Here is a 19,769-nt window from a genome sequence, read left to right as displayed (position 1 = left end):
TGTAAACGGCAATCGCAAAGCTAACGGAGTTTGTAATGGACATAGTGGCGTACAAGGTGCTGACCGGCGAGCAGATGGCGCAACTCAAGCGCGAGGGCCGGTTTTCGGGCGCGCCGATCGACCTTGCCGACGGCTATGTCCACTTGTCCACCGCCGCACAATTGACCGAGACGGTCGACAAGCATTTCGCCGGCCAGCAAGGGCTTTGGATCGCCGCGGTCGACCTGGCCGCGCATGGCGATGCGATCAAATGGGAGGAAAGCCGGGGCGGCGCGCTGTTCCCGCATCTCTATGCGCCGATGCTGCTCGAAACGCTGATCGCCTATAGCCCGATCGAGCGGAAAGACGACGGCACCGTGAAGCTGCCCGTCGCCGGCTGATTGCCCCGGTCAGGCACGTGGTTCAGGCGAGCCCCTTTTCCAGCCGCCGCAGCCCCAGCGCCGCGACGAAAAGCGCGAAGCCGCCCATCAGGAAGCTGACCGCGACGAAAATACCCAGATAGGCCATTGCCGGAAACGGATAATAAGCGAGCAGAAACACGCCCACCACCAGATCGAGCAGGCCGGAAAGCAGCAGCAGCCCGCGCCCGCCGCCATCGTGCAGCTGACTGATCGCGAACAGTTCGGCGATGCCGCGCAAAACCAGCCAGACGCCCAGAAGCAGGGTGAGCGACAGCGTGCCGGCGAGCGGAAATATCCAGGTATAGAGCCCGATCAGCAAGGCGGCCGCGCCGAGCAGAATGTCCAGCCAGCGCCGCCGCGGACGCACCGCGCGAATCCCCATCACGATGCCGCCGACACCCAGCAGCGCCAGACTGAACCCCATCACCATTCCGGTCATCAGCGCCGTGAAATAGGGCGTGGCGAGCAGAAAAATGCCGAGCAAAATCGTCAGCACGGCCATCGCCATCATCCAGCCCCAGCTATTTTCCGCCGCGGTTTCTCCCGTTTCCGCCATCGTCCGTTCCTTGCCCCGATAGTTGCTTCGCGCAGACTGAAATCGGCGGCGCGGACGTTGGTTCCGTGTGGAAAACACGCATTGACGCCAAAACATCGCGCCAGCCCCCATACGCGTCGGGTTGACATGTTTGCACTAATTTCTGTATTTACAGAAATAGGAGTGTCGCATGAGCCTGACCGATCATCCCGACGCCAGGGCGTTCATCCTCCACTGGGGCGAAATGGGCACCCAATGGGGCGTCAACCGGTCGGTCGCGCAGATCCATGCGCTGCTCTATCTCTCCGCCGATCCACTGACCGCCGAGGATATCTGCGACGCACTCGGCCTCGCGCGTTCGAACGTGTCGAACGGGCTCAAGGAATTGCAGGGCTATTCGATCGTCCGCCGCGTCCATGTCGAGGGCGACCGGCGCGACCATTTCGTCGCCGAGAGCGACCTGTGGGAAATGCTGATGCGCATCGTCGCCGAGCGCAAGAAGCGCGAGATCGACCCGACGATCGCGCTTCTCGGCGAACTCGCCGAAAAGCTGAAGAACGATCCGCGGGCCCCCGCCCATCTGCGCGAGCGGGTGACGCGGATGCACGAATTCATTTCCACGCTAACCAACTGGTATGAGCAGGTACGCGGCCTGCCCAAATCGACGCTCGTCACGCTGATGAAGCTCGGCAGCCGCGTCGCGCGCTTCATCCCCGGCGGCGGCAAGACCGAGGAATAACCCGAAAGACCGACACGACAGGAACGCAATTCATCACGCCTATGAATTTCTGAATTTACAGAAATATTCGAAAGGGAGAAACGTCATGGCCGAACCCGCACCCCCGCAAGCACCGATGGCAGCGCTGCGATCGGTGCCGTGGCGCGACCTGACACCGATGACGCGGCGCGAAGGGCTGATCGAATGCCTCCACCCCCTGCCCTGGCTGCTATCAAGCTGGGTCGCGGCGCAGGCGGGGCTGTGGTGGCTCGCCCTGCCCGCCAGCTTCCTGTTCTTCCTCACTGCGCTGCGCCTCAATCACGAGGCGGTGCACGGCAATCTCGGCTTTTCGCCGCGCGGGCATCGGCGCGTGCTGCACGGCCTGAGCTTCCTCATGCTCGGCTCGAACCATTCGGTGGCGTACAACCATCTCCTGCACCACAGCCGGATCGGCACGCCCGACGATATCGAGGGGAAATGCGGGCGGATGTCCGCTTGGCGCGTGCTCGCCTATGGCCCCGCCTTTCCGGTCGAGACGCAGGCCAGTGCCTGGCGGCACGGCGGAACAGCGCTGCGGCGGCGGATGACGATCGATGCGGGGCTGAACGCCGCGATGATCGCCACCGCGCTCGGCAGCGGCGCGACGTTCCTGCTCTATCACCTCGCCGCGATGCTGGTGGCGCAATGCCTGACCGGCTTCTTCGCGGTGTGGATCACCCATCATGACGTCGCGGAAAGCGGCCTCGACGCGCGCACCCAGCGGTCCGCGCTGGTCAATTGCCTTAGCTACAACATGTTTCTGCATCTCGAGCACCATTTGTTTCCGGCAGTGCCGGTGAAGCGGCTCGCGGTGCGGGCGGGACGGAACGACGCGGCATTTCCGACCCTGGCGACGAAACGACAAATGGTGCTGCCCATCCCTCGAAAACCAACCGTCTTGCTGTCGGCTGCACGAGGTGCGGAGTCATGAGCGATCGAGTCGACTTTTCAAAGGGCGGGCTGGTCGCCGCCGCTGCCGGTGGGCCAATTGGTGCTGCGATCCTGGCAACCGGTGCGTTGGTCGAGGGCGGCGTTGAGAGTGCAGGAACACTGATCTCATTCATTCCATTGGTCGGCATCTCGTTCATATTCGGGTTCTTCATTTCCGCCATTCCCGCCATGTTCGGAAGCTACGCAATGGCCAGCTTGGGCTGCGCCCATATTTGGGCACGCGCCTATGCCGCTTGGGGAATTGCGGGAGGCTTTATCGGCGGCGGAGTCATAACTTTGCTCACCGTCCTTATCGGCAGCGTCGGGCTTTTTCTGGCGACAAGGGTGATGGGAGCCTCTGTGTTCCTGTTCGGCGCCGCCACCGGCACCCTATGCGCATTGCTCGCGCGGCGTTATGTGCGCTGGCTTCCCGAAGAGAGCGAGTAACCAGGCGCGTATGACGCACGACATTCATATCATCGGCGGCGGCCTCGCCGGATCGGAGGCCGCATGGCAGCTGGCGCAGGCGGGGCATAGGGTCCGCCTGTCCGAAATGCGCGGCAGCGGCGTCATGACGCCGGCGCATCAGACCGACGGGCTGGCCGAACTGGTCTGTTCGAACAGCTTTCGCTCCGATGATGCCGAGCGCAATGCCGTGGGGCTGCTCCATCAGGAGATGCGCGATCTCGGCTCGCTGATCATGGGCAAGGGCGACGAACACAAGGTGCCCGCCGGTTCCGCGCTAGCGGTCGATCGCGACGCATTTTCGCAGAGCGTGACGGCCGCGCTCGAATCGCATCCGAATATCAGCATCGTTCGAGAACGTGTTGATTCTATTCCAGAAAGCGGCCTCACGATCATCGCCACCGGCCCGCTGACCGCCGAGAGTCTGGCGGGCAGCATCGCCGGCGCCACCGGCAAGGATCAACTCGCCTTCTTCGACGCAATCGCGCCGATCGTCCACTTCGACAGCATCGACATGTCGGTGGCATGGAAACAGTCGCGCTGGAACAAGGGGGCGGAAAGCTCCGAGGACGGCGACTATATCAACTGCCCGATGAACAAGGAGCAGTATGTCGCCTTCGTCCAGGGGCTGCTCGACGGCGAGAAGACCGAGTTTCGCGAATGGGAGAATGTCCCCTATTTCGACGGCTGCATGCCGATCGAAGTGATGGCCGAGCGCGGCATTGACACGCTGCGCCACGGGCCGATGAAGCCGGTGGGGCTCGACAATCCGCATGACCGCACGCCCGAATATCCGCAGGGGCGCTGGCCCTATGCCGCGGTGCAGCTGCGCCAGGACAATGCCAGCGGGACATTGTGGAACATTGTCGGCTTTCAGACAAAACTGAAATATGGCGCGCAAGTTGCTCTTTTCAGGACAATTCCCGGCCTGGAAAATGCCGAGTTCGCTCGGCTGGGCGGGCTGCACCGCAACACCTTCATCAAGTCGCCCGAATTGCTCGACCCGACGCTGCGGCTGAAGTCGGCGCCGCATGTCCGTTTCGCCGGACAGATTACCGGTTGCGAAGGCTATGTCGAAAGCGCGGCGATCGGATTGATGGCCGGGCGGTTCGCCGCGGCCGAGCTGGCAGGCGAAACGCTGAGCCCTCCGCCGGTGGAAACCGCGCTCGGCGCGCTGCTGCATCACATCACCGGCGGCGCGGAGGCATCGACCTATCAGCCGATGAACGTCAATTTCGGTCTCTTCCCGCCGGTAACGGGCAAGGGGCGGACGAAGAAGGCCGATCGCAAGCTGCTCTATACGGGACGCGCGCGCGACGCCTTTGCGCAGTGGATGCCTGCTGCCTGACGTCCGTCAGTCATCATCGCAGCGGCAGGCCGGCGTCGGTTTCGATCGCGGCCGTGCCGGGCGCGTACGCGTGTCCTCGAATTCGGTGCGGTTGAGCGTGCCGTTGCCGTCCGCATCGGCATCGGCATAGCGCGTCGTGGTGGTGATCGCCCATTCCTCGAACGAAAGCCTGCCGTCGCCATTGGTGTCGAGCCGGGCATAGGACCGGCGGCGATTGCGCAGATATTCCTCGCGCGTGACGATTTCGTCGTGATCGCGGTCGTAGCGGTCGAATCGCTTTTCCTCGAGCGTCTTTTCGGTCGCCTGCGGCACTGCCCTGGGCAGCGGCGTCGCGGAGGGCGTGCCGGAAGGCGCGGCGACCGGTATCGGCGCGGGCGGCAGCGGCGCGGCTTCGGGCGCAGCCAGACCGCGAAAGAAGAACATGCCCGCCAGCGCCAGGCTCAATGCGCCGAGCGCACCCACGAAATAGCGCCACATGCCGTTCCCCCTCCTTTCGCGATACCGAGGCTATCGCGTGCGCGGCACGACGCAAGCGCGATCGCTCAGCGACCCGAGAGGCGATGCCAGACCAGCCGCGCCACACGGGCAGGCGATCCGACCGGCGGCTGTGCGCCGCGCGGCAGTGACAGGTCGCGACGCGCAAGCAGCGCGAGCGCGCCGAGCGCGCGCCTTCCCGCGCTCCAGCGGTGGCGTGCCGCTTCCTCAAGGTGTTTTTCGGCAAGCGCGCGGGTCAACGCAGCCTCTTCCTCGCGATCGAGGTGACGGGCGAGATCGGCGAGCGCCCAGCCCTGCCCCGCCGCATCGACAGGGTCGCTCGACTTGCCGGAAAGCAGGCAGGCGGCGGCGCGGAACAGGGTCTGCCCCCTGCCCTGGGCGAAGCGCGCCAGCGCCGCCTCGTCAAGCGTTTCGCTTTCGATCAGCGCATCCCATCCGGCGATGACTTCCGACAGGTCTTCCCCCGTGACGCCCGTCGGCAGCACCGCGCGGGCCAGTCCCTCCAGCACCGGCTCGGCCGGCGGCGGCGCGGTATCGAGCCGTTGCAGCGCCTCGCGCCACCATTGCAGGCGAATCTGTCCAAGCGCAGGCTCGCTGGTCGTCGCGAGCAGCCGTCCCAGCGCATCATCGAGCGCGAGCAGCGCCGAAAGCCCTTCGCGGCGGTCCTGCGGCGCATAGGTCAGAATCACGCTCCGTTCCGCTTCGGCAGGCGTCATGCCGCGCGCCGCCGGGCGCTTCGTAAGCGCGAAATTAACCCTGATCGTTGAAACGCCATTATCCGCTCCTGCCGCATAGACGGGGGCTAACCGGGGACCGCAAGCACAACCATGTCGCTACGAAACCAACGCCAGCAGCGATCGGCCCGCGGCTTTCTTGCCGCGCTGGCCCGCGACGTGCGCGCCAATACGATGGCGATCATGGGCCTTGCGCTGATTCCGCTGGCGGGGATGGTTGGCGGCGGCATCGATATCAGCCGCATGTATATCGTCAAGACGCGCTTGCAGCATGCCTGCGACGCCGGCGCGCTGGCCGGACGCAAGGCGATGGGCGCGGGCACGTGGAGCGCGAACAACTTCGCCGCGCGTGAGGCCGCCGAGGAATTCTTCGAGGCGAACATCACCACTTCGCCCTATGGTGCCAGCTCGGTCGAAAAGGAATTCACCGAAAGCGGCGGCAAGGTGACCGGCGCCGCAACGGCGACGCTGCCGATGACGCTGATGCGCATTTTCGGCGATGAAACCGAAACGCTGTCCGTCACATGCGACGCCGAAATGCGCCTGCCCAACACCGATGTGATGTTCGTTCTCGACGTTACCGGGTCGATGGGCAGCAAGGCGGTGAACACCGATACCCAGACGAAGATCGCCAGCCTGCGCAGCGCCGTGAAATGCTTTTACGAAGTCGTCGCGCGACGCGATACGACCGAAGATTGCTCCGGCGGCAATCAGAGCGGCGGCACCGGGCAGGTTCAGGTCCGCTTCGGATTTGTGCCGTACAATACCAATGTCAATGTCGGCCGGCTGCTGCCCACCGCCTATTTCGCCGACACCTGGGAGTATCAGACGCGCCGGCCGCACTGGAGCACGTCGACCAGCTACCAATGGGTGGAACAGCCTTCCACACCGGGCAGCGGCGGCAATGAATCCGGCGACTGGAGCAACTGGACCAACTATGGATCGGCGCAGTATTTCAGCTGCCCCGCCTATCCCCCCAATTCCTCCACCGGGCCGACCACGACGACCTATGACACTCAGGTGGTGACCAACGGCAACACGCGAACATGGGAAACGCGGACCGTCACCGGCTATGTGGATACGCAGTACCAGACGATTGCGACGGGCATCATGGGCTGGGCATGCCAGGTGCAGCAGCGCACCCGTACGCGCGGCACCTATACCAGCGTGGTGCATAGCGAAGTGCGCCAGGCGGTAACCGAACAGTCGTTCGACGGGTGGGACTATGGCCAGTATGAGCAGGATATTTCGGGGCTGAAGGACGGCACCGACTGGAACAGCTATGTGAACCTGCCAATCGGTGACGATGGCGCCGACGTCCCGGTTTATTGGGACGGGTGCATCGAGGAACGCGAAACGATCGCCAACAACAATCAGAACGTCGCGCCGACCGACGCGAACGATCTGAACATCGACATGATCCCGGATCAGAGCGACCATTCCACCCTGTGGGCGCCGGCGCTGCCGGGTGCGATCTTCCTGCGCGGTGCGGGACAGTATGACAATGCGTCCAGCACCAACCAGTGGTCCTATTCGGCGATCATCGGCACCACCAACCAATATCGCGGCAACCCGCAATATTACTGCCCCCCGGCGGCACGCAAGCTGCAGGAATGGAACAGCGCCTCGGGTTTTGAAAGCTATGTCAACGCCCTGAACGCCAACGGCAACACCTATCACGACATCGGCCTGCTGTGGGGCGCGCGGCTCGTATCGCCCGACGGCATCTTCGGATCGGAAAACGCGACCACGCCCAGCGGCGGATCGATCGTTCGCCATGTGATCTTCATGACCGACGGCGACACGGTGGCACAGAATTACGACTATGCCGCCTATGGCCTGCCCTGGTTCGACCGGCGCCAGAACAGCAACGGCCAGGCGCCCAGCAGCGCGGAAATGGATCACCGCGTCAATGCGCGCTTCCTCGACATCTGCACCAAGATCAAGAACAAGAACATCACGCTCTGGGTGATCTCGTTCGGCAACGGCACCAACAATTCCACCGAAATGCGGCTGGAGAATTGCGCGTCGCCGGGCCGATATCGCACCGCTCGCGATTCCGAAGCGCTGCAGCAGACGTTCAGCGCGATCGCCGGCGAAATCTCGCAATTGCGGCTTACCGGCTGATGGCGCGCTTCCGCTTCCTGCCGCTGCTCGCTCGGCTGCGTCGCGATTCCCGCGGCGCGACCCTCGTCGAGTTCGCGATCGTCGCGCCGACATTGTGCCTGTTGCTGATCGGCGCGTTCGACGTGGCCCATACGCTCTACATGCGATCGGTGCTGCAGGGCATCATTCAGAAGACCGCCCGCGATTCGACGCTGGAAAGCAGCAGCGAATCCGCCCGCCAGGCCGTGCTGGACGATGCCGTGCGCAAACAGGTGCTGGCGCTCGCCAACAATGCCACGATCGACTTCAAGCGCCGTTTCTATCGTACCTTCACCGAAGCCGCCGCGGCCGCGCCGGAGGACTGGACCGACACCAATCACAACGGCCGGTGCGATGACGGCGAACCTTATGAGGACGAGAACAACAATTCGCTCTGGGATGCCGATGGCGGCAACGCCGGACAGGGCGGCGCGAAGGACACCACCCTCTACACGGTCTCGGTAAGCTACCCCCAGATGTTCCCGCTCTATCGCTTTGTCGGCGGATCGGACACGATCACGATCGAAGCGTCGACGGTGCTGCGCAATCAGCCCTATGCCGATCAGGAAAGCTACAGCGCCCCCACGGTGAGGAATTGCCCGTGAACGCACGGTTGCGGAAAATCGCCGCGTGTCTCGCGCGGCTGCATCGCGACAGCAAGGGGCTGGCGCTGCTCGAATTCGCCTTGTCGTTGCCGATCCTGCTGGCGCTCAGCCTGACCGGCGCCGAGCTTACCAACTTCATCACCACGCGGATGCGGCTGAGCCAGCTTGCGCTGCACATCGCCGACAATGGCGCGCGCATCGGCACCGGGGGGCAGCTGATGGTCAAGAAGATATCCGAGGGCGATATCGACGACCTGCTGACCGGCGCGGGGCTGCAGGCGGGCGAGCTGGACCTTTATACCCACGGCCGGGTGATCATCTCGAGCCTCGAACCCGACCCCGATCACAACGACCGATACAAGATCGGCTGGCAGCGCTGTCGCGGCGACCTCACCAGCCATGATTCGGCCTTTGGCGAGGAAAATGACGACAATCTCACCGGTATGGGCCCGATCGACCAGAAAGTTACCGCTCCGGCGGGCGGCGGCACGATCTTTGTCGAGGTCTATTACGAATATCAGCCGCTGGTGAAGACGTCGCTGGCGCCCGAATCCGCGATGACCGAGATCGCATCGATGATGGTCCGCGACACACGCGATTATTCGCGCATCTACGATACGCCGGGCGTCACGGCCTCCACCTGCTGACCGGAAGACGTCGGCCGGGCGATTTCCCCTTGCCAGTCGCGCGCGAGACCGCGAGACGGGAAGCAAATCTCCCGGGAGCATTCATGGCAATCCTGTCCGACCGCTGGATCCGCGAGCAGGCGCTTGCGAACGGCATGATCGAGCCCTTTGTCGAGGCGCAGCGGCGTGAAGGCTGCATCAGCTACGGCCTCAGCTCCTATGGCTATGACGCGCGCGTCGCCGATGAATTCAAGATTTTCACTAATGTCGACAGCGCCGTGGTCGACCCCAAGAATTTCGCCGCAAACAGCTTTGTCGACCGCCAGACCGATGTCTGCGTCATCCCGCCGAACAGCTTCGCGCTGGCGCGGACGGTCGAATATTTCCGCATCCCGCGCGACGTGCTGGTGATTTGTCTCGGAAAATCGACCTATGCGCGCTGCGGAATCATCGTCAACGTCACGCCGCTCGAACCCGAATGGGAGGGGCATGTGACGCTCGAATTCTCGAACACGACGCCACTGCCAGCGCGGATCTACGCCAACGAAGGCGCGTGCCAGTTCCTGTTTTTGCAGGGGAACGAGCCGTGCGAGACAAGCTATGGCGATCGCGCGGGCAAATATATGGGCCAGCGCGGCGTGACGCTGCCGCGGCTCTAGGCGCGGGGCGCGGCTCCAGGCGCGGGGCGCGGCGCTTCGCGGACTGGTCAGTCGCGCCGGTCATCGAACGGGTGACGAACGAGTACCGCGCGATGCTCGGCGGTGTTGCGGAGACCCCACTCCTGCGACACTCGCCCGAGCAGATGCTCTTGCCTGGCGAAGAGCAGGCGTCGTGAATCCGCACCCTCGACGCGGTGCCGCAGTTCAAACGCTGCGGCCAGCGCGAAGGTGTGCGCCTCGAAAATCCAGTAGAGCAGTTCCGCGCGATCGGCACTCATCCGCCGCTGAAGTTCGCTCCCGCGCTCGGTGACGACGAAGTGATAGCCGTCGTCCAGCTCGACATGCGGCGCCCCATTTTCCTGAGGCACTGCGTGCACGCAGGGCGGATCGACGCCGATTCGGCGCGCAAGCAGCCGAACCTGTGCCCGTAACGCTTCAAGATTGTCCAAAGCCGAGTCTTCCGTTTCATGCGCCAGCGAAACGCAGCGGGCGATTTGCGTGAGTGCGTTTCCGGCGTGATCGCGGAAAAGAAAAGGGCGGCCCCGAAGGACCGCCCTTTCCTGTTCATCCAGAACCGCTGCGATCAGAAATCGTTGCGATACTGTTCGTTGCCGACGAAACCGAGCTTGGTGACGTTCGCGCGCTTGATGATCGCGAGCACCTGATCGACGATTTCGTACCGTGCCTGCGGATCCGGCTGGAAATGCAGTTCCGGCTGCGGGTCCATCGTCACGGTGGTGTCGAGATACTGACGCAGCGTCACGTCGTCGATCTGCGCGCCGTTCCAGAACAGCCGGCCGTCGGGATCGATATACAGCTTGTTCTTCACCGGCTCGACGAGCGGCGGAGGGTTATTCTTGCCGTCGCTCTGCGGCAGATCAACCTTAACCGCGTGCGTCTGAATCGGAATGGTGATGATGAACATGATGAGGAGCACGAGCATGACGTCGATCAACGGCGTCGTGTTCATATCCATCATCGGTTCGCCGTCGTCGCGGCCACCGCTCATTGCCATCTAGAGAACTCCTTCCAAACGCGCCGGGTCAAATTGCCGGTGCCGGGCCGGGTTCGGGCTCGGAAATGAATCCGACCTTGGCGAAACCGGCCATCTGCATCGTGAAGATCGTACCGCCAATGCAGCGGTACGGCGTGTTGACGTCGCCGCGAATATGCACTTCGGGCAGTTCGAGCCCAGCGGCATTGGGGCCGCCCTGGCGCTCGATCTCATCCTCGAGCTTCTTCACCGCCTGATCGAGCAGGTCGCCGGAATTGATCCGGGTCGTGCCCCAGTAAACTTCGCAACCTTCCGGCCCCGCCTTCACCGAAAGCAGGACGTTTTCCGGCTTCGTCGTCGTCACCTCGTACCTAACCTTGGGAAGGTTGAGTTCGACGGTCTGGATCACGACGGGAACCGCGATCAGGAAGATGATGAGGAGCACCAGCATGACGTCCACGAGGGGCGTCGTGTTGATGTCCGACATCGGCGTGTCTTCGCTGCCGCCTGTGCTCACTGCCATTGCGCGTTATCCTATCCTTCGCATGTCACGAAACGGACCCGCCGTTTCGTCGCGGGGCGGCATCCCGAAGGGAACGCGCCGCCCCGCAAGTCTCAACCTTACGCGCCCGCGGGCTTGGCCGCCGGCTTCGGAGCCGGCTTGCCCTTGGCCGTCACGACCGGACGGACGGCGCCGTTCGAAGCGAGATAGCCGAGAACGTCGTTGCTGAACGCGTTCATCTGCTCGGCGATCGCCTTGTTGCGACGCTGCAGGAAGTTGAAGGCGAGCACGGCCGGAACCGCGACGACGAGACCGAGCGCGGTCATGATGAGTGCTTCACCGACCGGACCGGCGACCGCGTCGATCGACGCCTGACCGGCGGCGCCGATCTTGATCAGCGCGCGATAGATGCCGACCACCGTACCGAACAGACCGATGAACGGCGCGGTCGCGCCGACGGTCGCGAGGAAGGCCAGGCCACCGCCCAGATCCGAGTTGATGATGCCTTCCGAACGCGCGAGCGAGCCGTGCAGCCAGTCATGCGCTTCGACCGGATCGGTCAGCTTCGAATGCTGGTCCTGCGCTTCCAGGCCGTCTTCGACGAGCTGGCGATAGGCCGAGTTCTTTTCGAGCTTGGCGGCGCCTTCACGCAGGCTGTTCGCGGTCCAGAACGTCTTGCGGACGCGCTTGCCCTGGTTGAGGATCTTCTGCTGCTCGAACAGCTTCGTGAAGAAGATGTAGAGCGAGAAGAAGAGCATACCGACGAGAATGATGAAGACGGACCAGGCGATGACACCGCCCTGTTCCAGCGCTTCCCAAAGGCCGTACGGGTTTTCTCCGGCCGGTGCGGCAGCGCCCGCAGCGAGAATGGTCGTGAGCATGTTGCGTTCTTTCCTCTAGATATATGCGTTGGTCGTTCCAGACTGCGACGCTCCGAGACGGCCCGATGCGTCGACCGTAAAAACTTACCGATCGATTTCCCAGCGCACCGGCTGCGTACGCGTTTCGGGAACCCTGTTGCCGTTCGGGTCTTCTGCAGGGCTGTAGCGGAAACGGCGTTCGATAAGATCGCACGTCGTACTATCAAGCAACGAGGATCCGCTCGAGCGAACGACGCTGCAGTTGGTCACCCGGCCGTTGGTGCCGATCGTGAAACGGACAACCGTCACACCTTCGTCACCCGCGCGACGCGCGGCGGTCGGATAGTCCGCCTTGCCGATACCACCACGACGCAATTCTGCCTTCTGCGCGACCCGCGGAGGGGGCGGCGGCGGCGGCGGAGGCGGCGGCGCGGGCGGCGCCGGCGGTGCCGGCGGGCTTATCGGCGGCGGCGGGATGTTGATGTCATTGGAGACATTGAACGGCGGCGGCGGCACCGGCACGGGAACGCGCGCGGGCGGCACGACGACCTGCGTCGGGGGCGGCGGCACCGGCTGGTCCGGCGGCGGCGGCGGCGGCGGCACCTCCTCGGGCGGGGGCGGCGGCTCATCAACTTCGAAAACGTCCAGATCGGTCTGGACCTTCTTGATATATTGATACGCCAGGCCAGTTACGAAGGCATATCCCATGCCGGCGAGGATGACCGCGACCATTACGATCGCGACGATCCTGCTGCCACTTACATTCCGGTCAGCGTAAGCCATTCGGCGTCGACACTCCTCATTTTCCGACCCAGTGGGCTCCCGGCACGCGGCGTGAACCACGCAAGAACCCACCCGCCGTGCGCTACTGCGTCCGGCGGCAGAGCGCGAGTTACTATCGCGGCGCCCTGAGGGACGCAAACGCTTTGTCGGACAAACGTCACGTAATAACGATACGTGACAGAAATATTTTCCGAACCATGTCCGATCGGGTAACGCTGCAAACCATGATCCGTTTCCAACTTTCCACGCTCGGCAGCGCACTTATGATAGCGCTCGCCACACCCGCAATCGCGCAGACCGACCAGATTTCCACCGAATCTCAATCGGCTCCGCGCTATGGCGACATCGTCTCCCACGTGCTCGAAGCGCCGCTGGTGATCGACGCGACGATTCGCAGCGCAGTCGAAATTCGCGGGGACGAAACCGTCGGACTGCAACCCGGCTATGCCCGTTTTTATGTCGAAGCCGATGTCTCGGCGCTGATCCGCGGATCGAGCGCCATTCCCCCGCGCGTCGGATTCGTAACGGATGTGCCGCGCGATTCGCGCGGCCGCGCACCGCGGCTGAAGGGCATGCGGACGATCCTGTTCGCGCGTCCCGTTTCGGGACGGCCGACGATGGTGCAGCTTACCCGCGTGGACAGCATGCGCAGCTGGAGCCCCGCGCTCGATTCGATGGTGCGCGACATTGCGCGCGCGGTGGTCGATCCCGCCGCGCCGCCCGCGATCACCGGCATCGGCAATGCCTTTCACGTCCCCGGCACACTCCCGGGCGAAGGCGAAACGCAGATTTTCCTCAACACCGAAAGCGGCGCTCCGGTCTCGCTGCAGATCCTGCGCCGGCCCCGCCAGGAGCCGCGCTGGTCGGTATCGCTGGGCGATATCGTCGACGATTCGGCCGGTCCGCCGGCGCCCGAAACGCTGCTCTGGTATCGCCTCGCCTGCGGCCTGCCCGCAGAACTTCCGGCCGCAAGCCTGGCCAGCGAAACCGCAGCCAACGCGCAGACGGCGCGCGAGGATTATCGTTTCGTGCTGACCCAGCTCGGCCCCTGCCTGCGCTGAGACGCGATCGCGCCGACGCGATCCTTCGCACGCGCGATATCGGCACGCGGGTCAGCGGCGGTGGCGCACCAGGGTGATGCCGATCGATTCGTTGTGTTCGGCGATGGCGAGCTTGACGATTCGAATCTCCACGCGCTGCACGCGGGTATCGCCGGTGAACAGCGTTTCGGCGATATGCTCGGCCACGCCTTCGATCAGCGTGAAGTGCACGTCCCTGGGAAGGCCGGTCGTCGCCGCGTGCTTGAGATCGATATAGCTTTTCGATGCGCTGAGCGGCGTATCGGGCGCGAAGCGCTCGGGCATGTCGAGATCGGCCGTCACGGAAATGCGCAGCGGCTGGGGCAGATGGGTCTCTTCGGAATAGATACCGGTCAGAATCTCGACTTCGAGGTCATGGACCTGAAGCTGCAACAAATCGGGCAATCGTCGGCCTTTCGCGGGAAATCTGGCTGGCCCTCTAAGCCCTGCCCCGCAAAACGGCAATGGCGCGGGCGCATCAAGCCCCCCCGGCGCCTCAGGCGCCGGCGCTCGGCCGCGCCGACGCTTCCTCGTGCCAGCGCCAGAGATTGCCGAGCCGCTGCGGCACATCGAGCTTCACCGCGCGCGCGAAATCGATCGTAACCAGCGCGGTGATGTCCGCGAAGCTGAACCGATCCCCCGTCACCCAGCGATTGTCGCCAAGCTGCTGGTCGAACGCTTCCAGGAAACAGTGCCACATCTTGTTGCCGCGCGCGGCGAGTTCCGGGATCTGCGGCACGGCGCCGAAATTCCCCACAATCGCGCGGTCCTTGAACACCGGCGCGGTGTTGCGAAAGACATATACGACCGCGACATAGCCATCGCCTTCGATCCTGCGCGTCCAGCTTTCGATCTTGCCGATTTCGCGGGGATCGCTGCCGAACAGCGGCGGATCGGGAGTCTCGGCTTCGAAATAGCGGCAGATCGCGGCCGATTCGCACAACACTTCGCCATCATCGAATTCCAGCGCCGGCACCGCGCCGCGCGGATTGATCGCAAGATAGTCGTCGTGAAACTGCTCGGCGGACTTCAGGTCGATCCGCTGGCGGGGCACCTCGATCCCCTTTTCCGCCAGAAAGATGCGCACGCGTCGCGGGCTGGGCGCCCAATCCGCATCGTAGAGCTTCACTGTACCGCCTCCCGAACTTTCTTGCGTCAATCGCCAGACACGCTAAACGCCGCCGCCCCCGGCGTCCATGCCGGCGCTCTTTGGAAGGAAGCCGCGGTGATTTCGTTCGTGCCGCTCGAATCGGTCCCTGTCGATGCTGTCGAGGCGCTGCTCGACCGCGCCTTCGGTCGCGACCGGCACGGCCGAACCGCCTATAGCATCCGCGAGGGCGTGGACGCGATTGCGGAACTGAGCTTCGCGGCGCGCTTCGCTGACGGCCGACTGGCGGGCACGATCCAGTGCTGGCCCGTAGCGTTGGCATGCGACGGTGGCGGATCGGCGCCGATGGTGATGGTCGGCCCGGTAGCGGTCGACCCCGAATGGCAGCAGGAAGGCGTCGGTCGCGCATTGATGGCCGAAATGCTCCGCCGCGCCGATGCGCGGGATATCGGCGCCCTGATGCTGATCGGCGATCCCGAATATTATGGCCGCTTCTTCGGCTTTTCCGCCGAGCGCACCGCGGGGTGGCGCCTGCCCGGCCCGGTCGAGCGTCATCGGCTGCTGGCGCGCGGCGCGGCAGTGCCCGATTGCGTGGGCAAGCTCGGCCCCGATCTGCGCAAGGCCGCCTGAGGGGCTTTGCGATCGGGCGCATCGCGCCTACCTCATCGTCATGCCTGCACCGCCACCACCCGATTTCGCCAATCTGTCGCTGACCGACATCGCGCGCCTTGCGCAGGAAAAGCGGCTGCCCCCCGTCGACAAGTGGAACCCGGAGCATTGCGGCCACAGCGACATGCGGATCGCGCGCGACGGCACCTGGTTTCATCAGGGATCGCCGATCGGGCGTATCGCGATGGTGCGGCTGTTCTCGACGATCCTGCGCCGCGAACCGGACGGGCGTCACGTGCTGGTGACGCCGGTGGAGAAGCTCGACATCGATGTCGAGGACGCGCCGTTCGTCGCGGTCGAGCTGAAGCGCGAGGGCGAAGGCCGCGCCGCGAAGCTTGCCTTCCGGCTCAACACCGATGAACTGGTCAGCGCCGATGCCGATCATGGCCTGCGTTTCGAACAGCGTGAGGACGGCCCCCGCCCCTATCTCCATGTCCGCGGCGGCATGGAGGCGCTGATCGCGCGCAGCGTGTATAACGAGCTCGCGCAGATCGCGCTGGCGAATGACAGCGACCCGCCCGGCGTCTGGAGCAACGGCGCCTTTTTCCCGATGGAGCCGGCATGAACCTGGCACAGCGGCTGCGCGTCGCACTGGCGGCGGCGAATCGCGAGCAGCCGGTGCTGCTGACCGGCGACTATCGCGACGATGATCCGGCGATCGCGAGCTATCCCGCCGCGGTGCTGGTCGCCATGTCCGACGCCGACGATCCGCATGTGATCCTGACGCAGCGGCCCGATACGATGCGCCACCATGCCGGACAGATCGCCTTTCCCGGCGGCAAGATCGACCGCGACGAGGATGCCGTCGCGGCGGCGCTGCGCGAGGCCGAAGAGGAAATTTCACTGCCCCGCGATCGCGTGGACATCATCGGGACCGCCGATCGCTATCGCACGGTCACCGGTTTCGAGGTGACGCCGGTGCTGGGCGTCGTGCCGCCCGATATCCGGTTGATCCCGCATCAGCATGAAGTCGCCGATGTGTTCCAGGTCCCCCTCGCCTTTCTGATGGACGAAACCAATCACGTTCAGGGCTCGCTCGAATGGCAGGGGCGCAAACGCCATTATTACGAAATCCATTGGGACAATCGCCGCATCTGGGGCGCGACCGCGGCGATGATCGTCAATCTTTCGCGGCGGCTGAAATGGACGCTGTGATGCGGTTGCCCGAAGCCGAATGGCGCGATCGCGCGGGACTATCGCAACTGGCCGACGTGCTCGGCGGCGGCGCGCACGCGCGGTTTGTCGGCGGCGCGGTGCGCGATACGCTGCTCGGCCTGGCGGTGCAGGATGTCGACATCGCGACGCGGCACGCGCCCGAGGAAGTGCTCCGCCGGCTGAAGGCGGCCGAAATCCGCTCGGTTCCCACCGGGCTTGCGCATGGCACGATCACGGCGCTGCTCGAAAGCGGTCCGGTGGAAGTGACGACGCTGCGCAACGATGTGTCGACCGACGGCCGCCGCGCCACCGTCGCCTTTACCGACGATTGGCGTGAGGACGCCGCGCGGCGCGATTTTACGATGAACGCGCTGTACGCCGACCCGGACAGCGGCGCGATTTACGATTATTTCGACGGGCTGACCGACCTCGATGCGCGCCGCGTGCGGTTCATCGGCGATCCCTATCGCCGGATCGCCGAGGACCATCTGCGCATTCTGCGCTTCTTCCGCTTCCTGGCGCGGTTCGGCGATGAACCCGACGCAGAGGCGCTCGCCGCCTGCACCGACCGAGCGAACGACCTGATGGCGCTTTCACGCGAGCGAATCGCCGACGAACTGCTCAAGCTGCTGGTGGCGCGCGACGCGGTGCGCGTGGTGGACCTGATGGTCGCGCGCGGCATCCTGCGCCCGGTGCTGCCCGAAATCACCGTCGAACGAATCGCGCGGCTCGAACACTGCGCAGCGCTCGAAGCGGCCGCCGGGATCACTCCCAACGCGATTCGCCGGCTCGCCGCGCTGCTGCCCGACGATGCCAGGCTGGCCGAAAATGTCGCCGCGCGGCTCAAGCTGTCGAAGGCGCAGCGCAAACGCCTGGCCAGCGCGGTGGAGGCCGATCTGTTGGGCTCGCCCTATCGCGCGGCGTATCGACTGGGACGCGAACAAGCGATCGACCGGCTGCTGATCCACCTCGCCGAGCCCGGCGATGCCGTGACCGCGGCGCGCGACCTTTCTCGCTGGGATATCCCGAAACTCCCGATTTCCGGGGGCGAGCTGGTGACTCGCGGTCTGGAAAAGGGGCCGGAAGTCGCGCGCGTCCTGCATGCGATCGAGGATCGCTGGATCGACGAGAATTTTCCGGGTGTCGAACGCGTCAGCGAAATCGCGGACGCCGAAGTGGCTCAGGCGTTTCGCTTGCGCAGCAGCGCATAGGCATCGACTTCGGACAGCGGCCGCGCATAGAGAAACCCCTGGCCGTAATCGCAACCGAGCGCGGCAAGCGTCTGCGCCAGTTCGTTGGTTTCGATGCCTTCCGCCACCGTCTGCATCCCCAGCGCCTGCGACAGGCTGAGAATCGCGCGAACGATCGCCAGCTTGTCGCGATCGGCGAGCATCCCCGATACGAAACTGCGGTCGATCTTGAGCAGGTCGATCGGCAGCCGCTGCAGATATTCGAGGTTGGAATAGCCGGTGCCGAAATCGTCCATCGCCAGCCGCGTGCCGAGATCCTTCAGCGCGAGCAGCGTCTGGGCGATGCGATCGGGATCGGAAACGATTGCGCTTTCGGTCAGCTCGAGCGTGATGCGATCGCCGCTTATCCCGTGGCTGTCGAGCGCGTGGCGCACCATCGGCGCCACCTGATCGCGCTGCAGCTGGATCGCCGAGAGATTTACCGCGACCTTCACGTCGCAATTGCCGCCCGCCCGTTCGTCCCAGGCGGCCAGCGTCCGGGCGGCTTCGTCCATCGCCCAGCGACCGAGCGGCACGATCAGTCCCGATTCCTCGGCCACCGGAATGAACTCGGTGGGTGACAATTCCACGCCGTCTTCGGTCGTCCAGCGCGCCAGCGCCTCGAACGAAATGATCCTGCCGCTCGCCAGATCACAGATCGGCTGGAAGTTCAGCGTCATCAGCCCGCCGTCGATCGCGCGACGCAGCGCGGTTTCGATGCCGAACTGTTCGCGCGCCAGATCGAAGGCGCGCGTCTGATAGACTTCGGTGCGGCCACTCTTCTTCGAGCGCTTCACCGCGAATTGCGCGTGCCGGATCAGATCCTCGGGATCATCGATATCCTCCGATCCCAGCGCGACGCCGATCGAGCAATCGACTCGAATCTCGAAATCGGAAAGACGGAACGGCGTCGACAGCGCCGACTGGATGCGCTTGGCGACATGCAGTGCTTCGCCAGGCCCCTCGTCGATGGCCATCAATATTCCGAACTCGTCGCCGCCCATCCGCGCGAGTATGTCGCGACCACGCAGTGCGCCCTTGATCCGGCGCGCGACCGAAATGAGCAATTCGTCGCCAGCCAGCGAGCCCATGCAGGCATTGACGCGGCTGAAACGATCGAGATTGAGCGCGAGAACAGCGAACCTGTCCTGGTTTTCCGGGCCGATCATGTCTTCCAGACGATCGCCGAATCCCGCGCGGTTGGGCAGCCCGGTCAGGCTGTCGGTCATCATCTCGCGACGCAGGCTCTGTTCGGTGCGCAACTCCGCGGTCTGATCGATCAGCGTGACGATGGCCCGATGCCGCAGCTTGGGCGAGTTGCGCGCGAACATCACCCGGAAATAGCGGCAATCGACTTCCTCGCCGAATTGCCACGCGATTTCACAATGCGTGTCCTGCGATTCGAGGAACCGGCGCAATTGCGGGCCCAGCAGCCGGATCAGCGGCGATTCGCCGGCGACCGCGCCGAGTCCGGCAATGCGGAAGGGCCGATTGACGGCCTCGAAGTTGAAATTCTTGCCGGTCAATTCGACGATGGCGGCGGGCACCGGCAGCAGATCAAGGTCGCGTGCCGACGCATGGGGCCCGAATACAATTGTCCGATCTGGATTTTCATCCAGGTCCTGGGCGGCGATCGCCGGCCGAGCTTTTTCGGGCACCATCGATTGCAGGCGCTAGAGCAGAATGGTTA

General features: G+C 64.4%; 25 protein-coding genes. 14 read left to right on the top strand and 11 right to left on the bottom strand.

Annotated elements, in window-relative coordinates; all coding sequences use genetic code 11:
• The first annotated feature begins 35 nt into the window (after positions 1-35).
• Entirely contained in the window at positions 36-380 is a 345-nt protein-coding gene (locus tag G5C33_RS09100; RefSeq protein WP_165326924.1) for a DUF952 domain-containing protein, read from the top strand.
• Between the two features lie 22 nt (positions 381-402).
• On the opposite strand, the gene G5C33_RS09095 is transcribed toward G5C33_RS09100, so the two are convergent.
• The gene (locus G5C33_RS09095; protein WP_165326923.1) at positions 403-957 is read right to left on the bottom strand and encodes an HdeD family acid-resistance protein; all 555 of its coding nucleotides are present in this window, start codon (positions 955-957) and stop codon (positions 403-405) included.
• 169 nt (positions 958-1,126) lie between these two features.
• Between G5C33_RS09095 and G5C33_RS09090 the strand changes: the two genes are divergently transcribed.
• The 4 genes from G5C33_RS09090 to trmFO all read left to right on the top strand — a co-directional run bounded on the left by G5C33_RS09090 (position 1,127) and on the right by trmFO (position 4,436).
• Entirely contained in the window at positions 1,127-1,675 is a 549-nt protein-coding gene (locus G5C33_RS09090; RefSeq protein WP_165326922.1) for a GbsR/MarR family transcriptional regulator, read from the top strand.
• An 85-nt stretch (positions 1,676-1,760) separates the two neighbouring features.
• Positions 1,761-2,624: a fatty acid desaturase gene (locus tag G5C33_RS09085; protein WP_165326921.1), complete on the top strand. Its 864-nt coding sequence runs from the start codon at positions 1,761-1,763 to the stop codon at positions 2,622-2,624.
• Entirely contained in the window at positions 2,621-3,070 is a 450-nt protein-coding gene (locus tag G5C33_RS09080; protein ID WP_165326920.1) for a hypothetical protein, read from the top strand. The genes G5C33_RS09085 and G5C33_RS09080 overlap by 4 nt, the downstream gene beginning before the upstream one ends.
• 10 nt (positions 3,071-3,080) lie before the next feature.
• Positions 3,081-4,436: a methylenetetrahydrofolate--tRNA-(uracil(54)-C(5))-methyltransferase (FADH(2)-oxidizing) TrmFO gene (trmFO, locus tag G5C33_RS09075; RefSeq protein ID WP_165326919.1), complete on the top strand. Its 1,356-nt coding sequence runs from the start codon at positions 3,081-3,083 to the stop codon at positions 4,434-4,436.
• Positions 4,437-4,442: 6 nt separating this feature from the next.
• Here trmFO and G5C33_RS09070 read toward each other — a convergent pair whose 3' ends face one another.
• The gene (locus tag G5C33_RS09070) at positions 4,443-4,913 is read right to left on the bottom strand and encodes an EF-hand domain-containing protein (RefSeq protein WP_165326918.1); all 471 of its coding nucleotides are present in this window, start codon (positions 4,911-4,913) and stop codon (positions 4,443-4,445) included.
• Positions 4,914-4,978: 65 nt separating this feature from the next.
• Entirely contained in the window at positions 4,979-5,647 is a 669-nt protein-coding gene (locus G5C33_RS09065) for a squalene/phytoene synthase family protein (protein ID WP_165326917.1), read from the bottom strand.
• A 111-nt stretch (positions 5,648-5,758) separates the two neighbouring features.
• On the opposite strand from G5C33_RS09065, the gene G5C33_RS09060 reads away from it, so the two are divergent.
• The 4 genes from G5C33_RS09060 to dcd all read left to right on the top strand — a co-directional run bounded on the left by G5C33_RS09060 (position 5,759) and on the right by dcd (position 9,700).
• On the top strand, positions 5,759-7,792 hold the full coding sequence (locus G5C33_RS09060) for a TadE/TadG family type IV pilus assembly protein (protein ID WP_165326916.1): 2,034 nt from the start codon (positions 5,759-5,761) through the stop codon (positions 7,790-7,792).
• Positions 7,792-8,415, top strand: a complete 624-nt coding sequence (locus tag G5C33_RS09055) for a TadE/TadG family type IV pilus assembly protein (protein ID WP_165326915.1) — start codon at positions 7,792-7,794, stop codon at positions 8,413-8,415. Before G5C33_RS09060 ends, G5C33_RS09055 begins: the two co-directional genes overlap by 1 nt.
• On the top strand, positions 8,412-9,062 hold the full coding sequence (locus G5C33_RS09050; protein WP_228275262.1) for a TadE/TadG family type IV pilus assembly protein: 651 nt from the start codon (positions 8,412-8,414) through the stop codon (positions 9,060-9,062). Before G5C33_RS09055 ends, G5C33_RS09050 begins: the two co-directional genes overlap by 4 nt.
• Before the next feature lie 83 nt (positions 9,063-9,145).
• Positions 9,146-9,700, top strand: a complete 555-nt coding sequence (gene dcd, locus G5C33_RS09045; protein WP_165326914.1) for a dCTP deaminase — start codon at positions 9,146-9,148, stop codon at positions 9,698-9,700.
• A gap of 47 nt (positions 9,701-9,747) precedes the next feature.
• Here the strand turns inward: dcd and G5C33_RS09040 are convergent, their stop codons facing one another.
• The 5 genes from G5C33_RS09040 to G5C33_RS09020 all read right to left on the bottom strand — a co-directional run bounded on the left by G5C33_RS09040 (position 9,748) and on the right by G5C33_RS09020 (position 12,839).
• Complete coding sequence (locus tag G5C33_RS09040) at positions 9,748-10,077, bottom strand: Imm63 family immunity protein (RefSeq protein WP_165326913.1); 330 nt, start codon at positions 10,075-10,077, stop codon at positions 9,748-9,750.
• Between the two features lie 206 nt (positions 10,078-10,283).
• The gene (locus G5C33_RS09035; RefSeq protein ID WP_165326912.1) at positions 10,284-10,715 is read right to left on the bottom strand and encodes an ExbD/TolR family protein; all 432 of its coding nucleotides are present in this window, start codon (positions 10,713-10,715) and stop codon (positions 10,284-10,286) included.
• 28 nt (positions 10,716-10,743) lie between these two features.
• Positions 10,744-11,217, bottom strand: coding sequence for an ExbD/TolR family protein (locus G5C33_RS09030; protein ID WP_165326911.1), 474 nt, complete (start codon positions 11,215-11,217; stop codon positions 10,744-10,746).
• 98 nt (positions 11,218-11,315) lie between these two features.
• Positions 11,316-12,077: a MotA/TolQ/ExbB proton channel family protein gene (locus G5C33_RS09025; RefSeq protein WP_165326910.1), complete on the bottom strand. Its 762-nt coding sequence runs from the start codon at positions 12,075-12,077 to the stop codon at positions 11,316-11,318.
• An 84-nt stretch (positions 12,078-12,161) separates the two neighbouring features.
• Positions 12,162-12,839, bottom strand: coding sequence for an energy transducer TonB (locus G5C33_RS09020; RefSeq protein ID WP_165326909.1), 678 nt, complete (start codon positions 12,837-12,839; stop codon positions 12,162-12,164).
• A 224-nt stretch (positions 12,840-13,063) separates the two neighbouring features.
• Here G5C33_RS09020 and G5C33_RS09015 point away from each other — a divergent pair, with 224 nt between their 5' ends.
• On the top strand, positions 13,064-13,900 hold the full coding sequence (locus tag G5C33_RS09015; RefSeq protein WP_228275261.1) for a hypothetical protein: 837 nt from the start codon (positions 13,064-13,066) through the stop codon (positions 13,898-13,900).
• A gap of 51 nt (positions 13,901-13,951) precedes the next feature.
• Here G5C33_RS09015 and G5C33_RS09010 read toward each other — a convergent pair whose 3' ends face one another.
• Together G5C33_RS09010 and G5C33_RS09005 are read right to left on the bottom strand one after the other, a co-directional pair.
• Complete coding sequence (locus G5C33_RS09010) at positions 13,952-14,323, bottom strand: dihydroneopterin aldolase (protein ID WP_165326908.1); 372 nt, start codon at positions 14,321-14,323, stop codon at positions 13,952-13,954.
• Between the two features lie 91 nt (positions 14,324-14,414).
• The gene (locus G5C33_RS09005) at positions 14,415-15,047 is read right to left on the bottom strand and encodes a glutathione S-transferase family protein (protein ID WP_165326907.1); all 633 of its coding nucleotides are present in this window, start codon (positions 15,045-15,047) and stop codon (positions 14,415-14,417) included.
• Positions 15,048-15,068: 21 nt separating this feature from the next.
• Here G5C33_RS09005 and G5C33_RS09000 point away from each other — a divergent pair, with 21 nt between their 5' ends.
• From G5C33_RS09000 to G5C33_RS08985, 4 genes are read left to right on the top strand one after another with little or no spacing between them, the layout of a single operon-like run.
• The gene (locus G5C33_RS09000; protein ID WP_407698072.1) at positions 15,069-15,656 is read left to right on the top strand and encodes a GNAT family N-acetyltransferase; all 588 of its coding nucleotides are present in this window, start codon (positions 15,069-15,071) and stop codon (positions 15,654-15,656) included.
• 40 nt (positions 15,657-15,696) lie between these two features.
• Positions 15,697-16,260, top strand: coding sequence for a DUF1285 domain-containing protein (locus tag G5C33_RS08995; RefSeq protein WP_165326905.1), 564 nt, complete (start codon positions 15,697-15,699; stop codon positions 16,258-16,260).
• On the top strand, positions 16,257-16,850 hold the full coding sequence (locus G5C33_RS08990; protein ID WP_165326904.1) for a CoA pyrophosphatase: 594 nt from the start codon (positions 16,257-16,259) through the stop codon (positions 16,848-16,850). Before G5C33_RS08995 ends, G5C33_RS08990 begins: the two co-directional genes overlap by 4 nt.
• A complete protein-coding gene (locus tag G5C33_RS08985; protein WP_165326903.1) occupies positions 16,838-18,061 on the top strand; it encodes a CCA tRNA nucleotidyltransferase in 1,224 nt (407 codons plus the stop codon). Before G5C33_RS08990 ends, G5C33_RS08985 begins: the two co-directional genes overlap by 13 nt.
• Here G5C33_RS08985 and G5C33_RS08980 read toward each other — a convergent pair.
• Positions 18,031-19,626, bottom strand: a complete 1,596-nt coding sequence (locus tag G5C33_RS08980) for a putative bifunctional diguanylate cyclase/phosphodiesterase (protein WP_228275260.1) — start codon at positions 19,624-19,626, stop codon at positions 18,031-18,033. The two genes, G5C33_RS08985 and G5C33_RS08980, sit on opposite strands and share 31 nt — an antisense overlap.
• Between the last annotated feature and the right edge of the window lie 143 nt (positions 19,627-19,769).

The sequence above is a fragment of the Sphingosinithalassobacter tenebrarum genome, from assembly GCF_011057975.1.
Lineage (GTDB): Bacteria > Pseudomonadota > Alphaproteobacteria > Sphingomonadales > Sphingomonadaceae > Sphingomonas > Sphingomonas tenebrarum.
The sequence above is the reverse complement of the archived record's forward strand: the minus strand, read 5'-3'. Positions and strand labels throughout refer to the sequence as shown.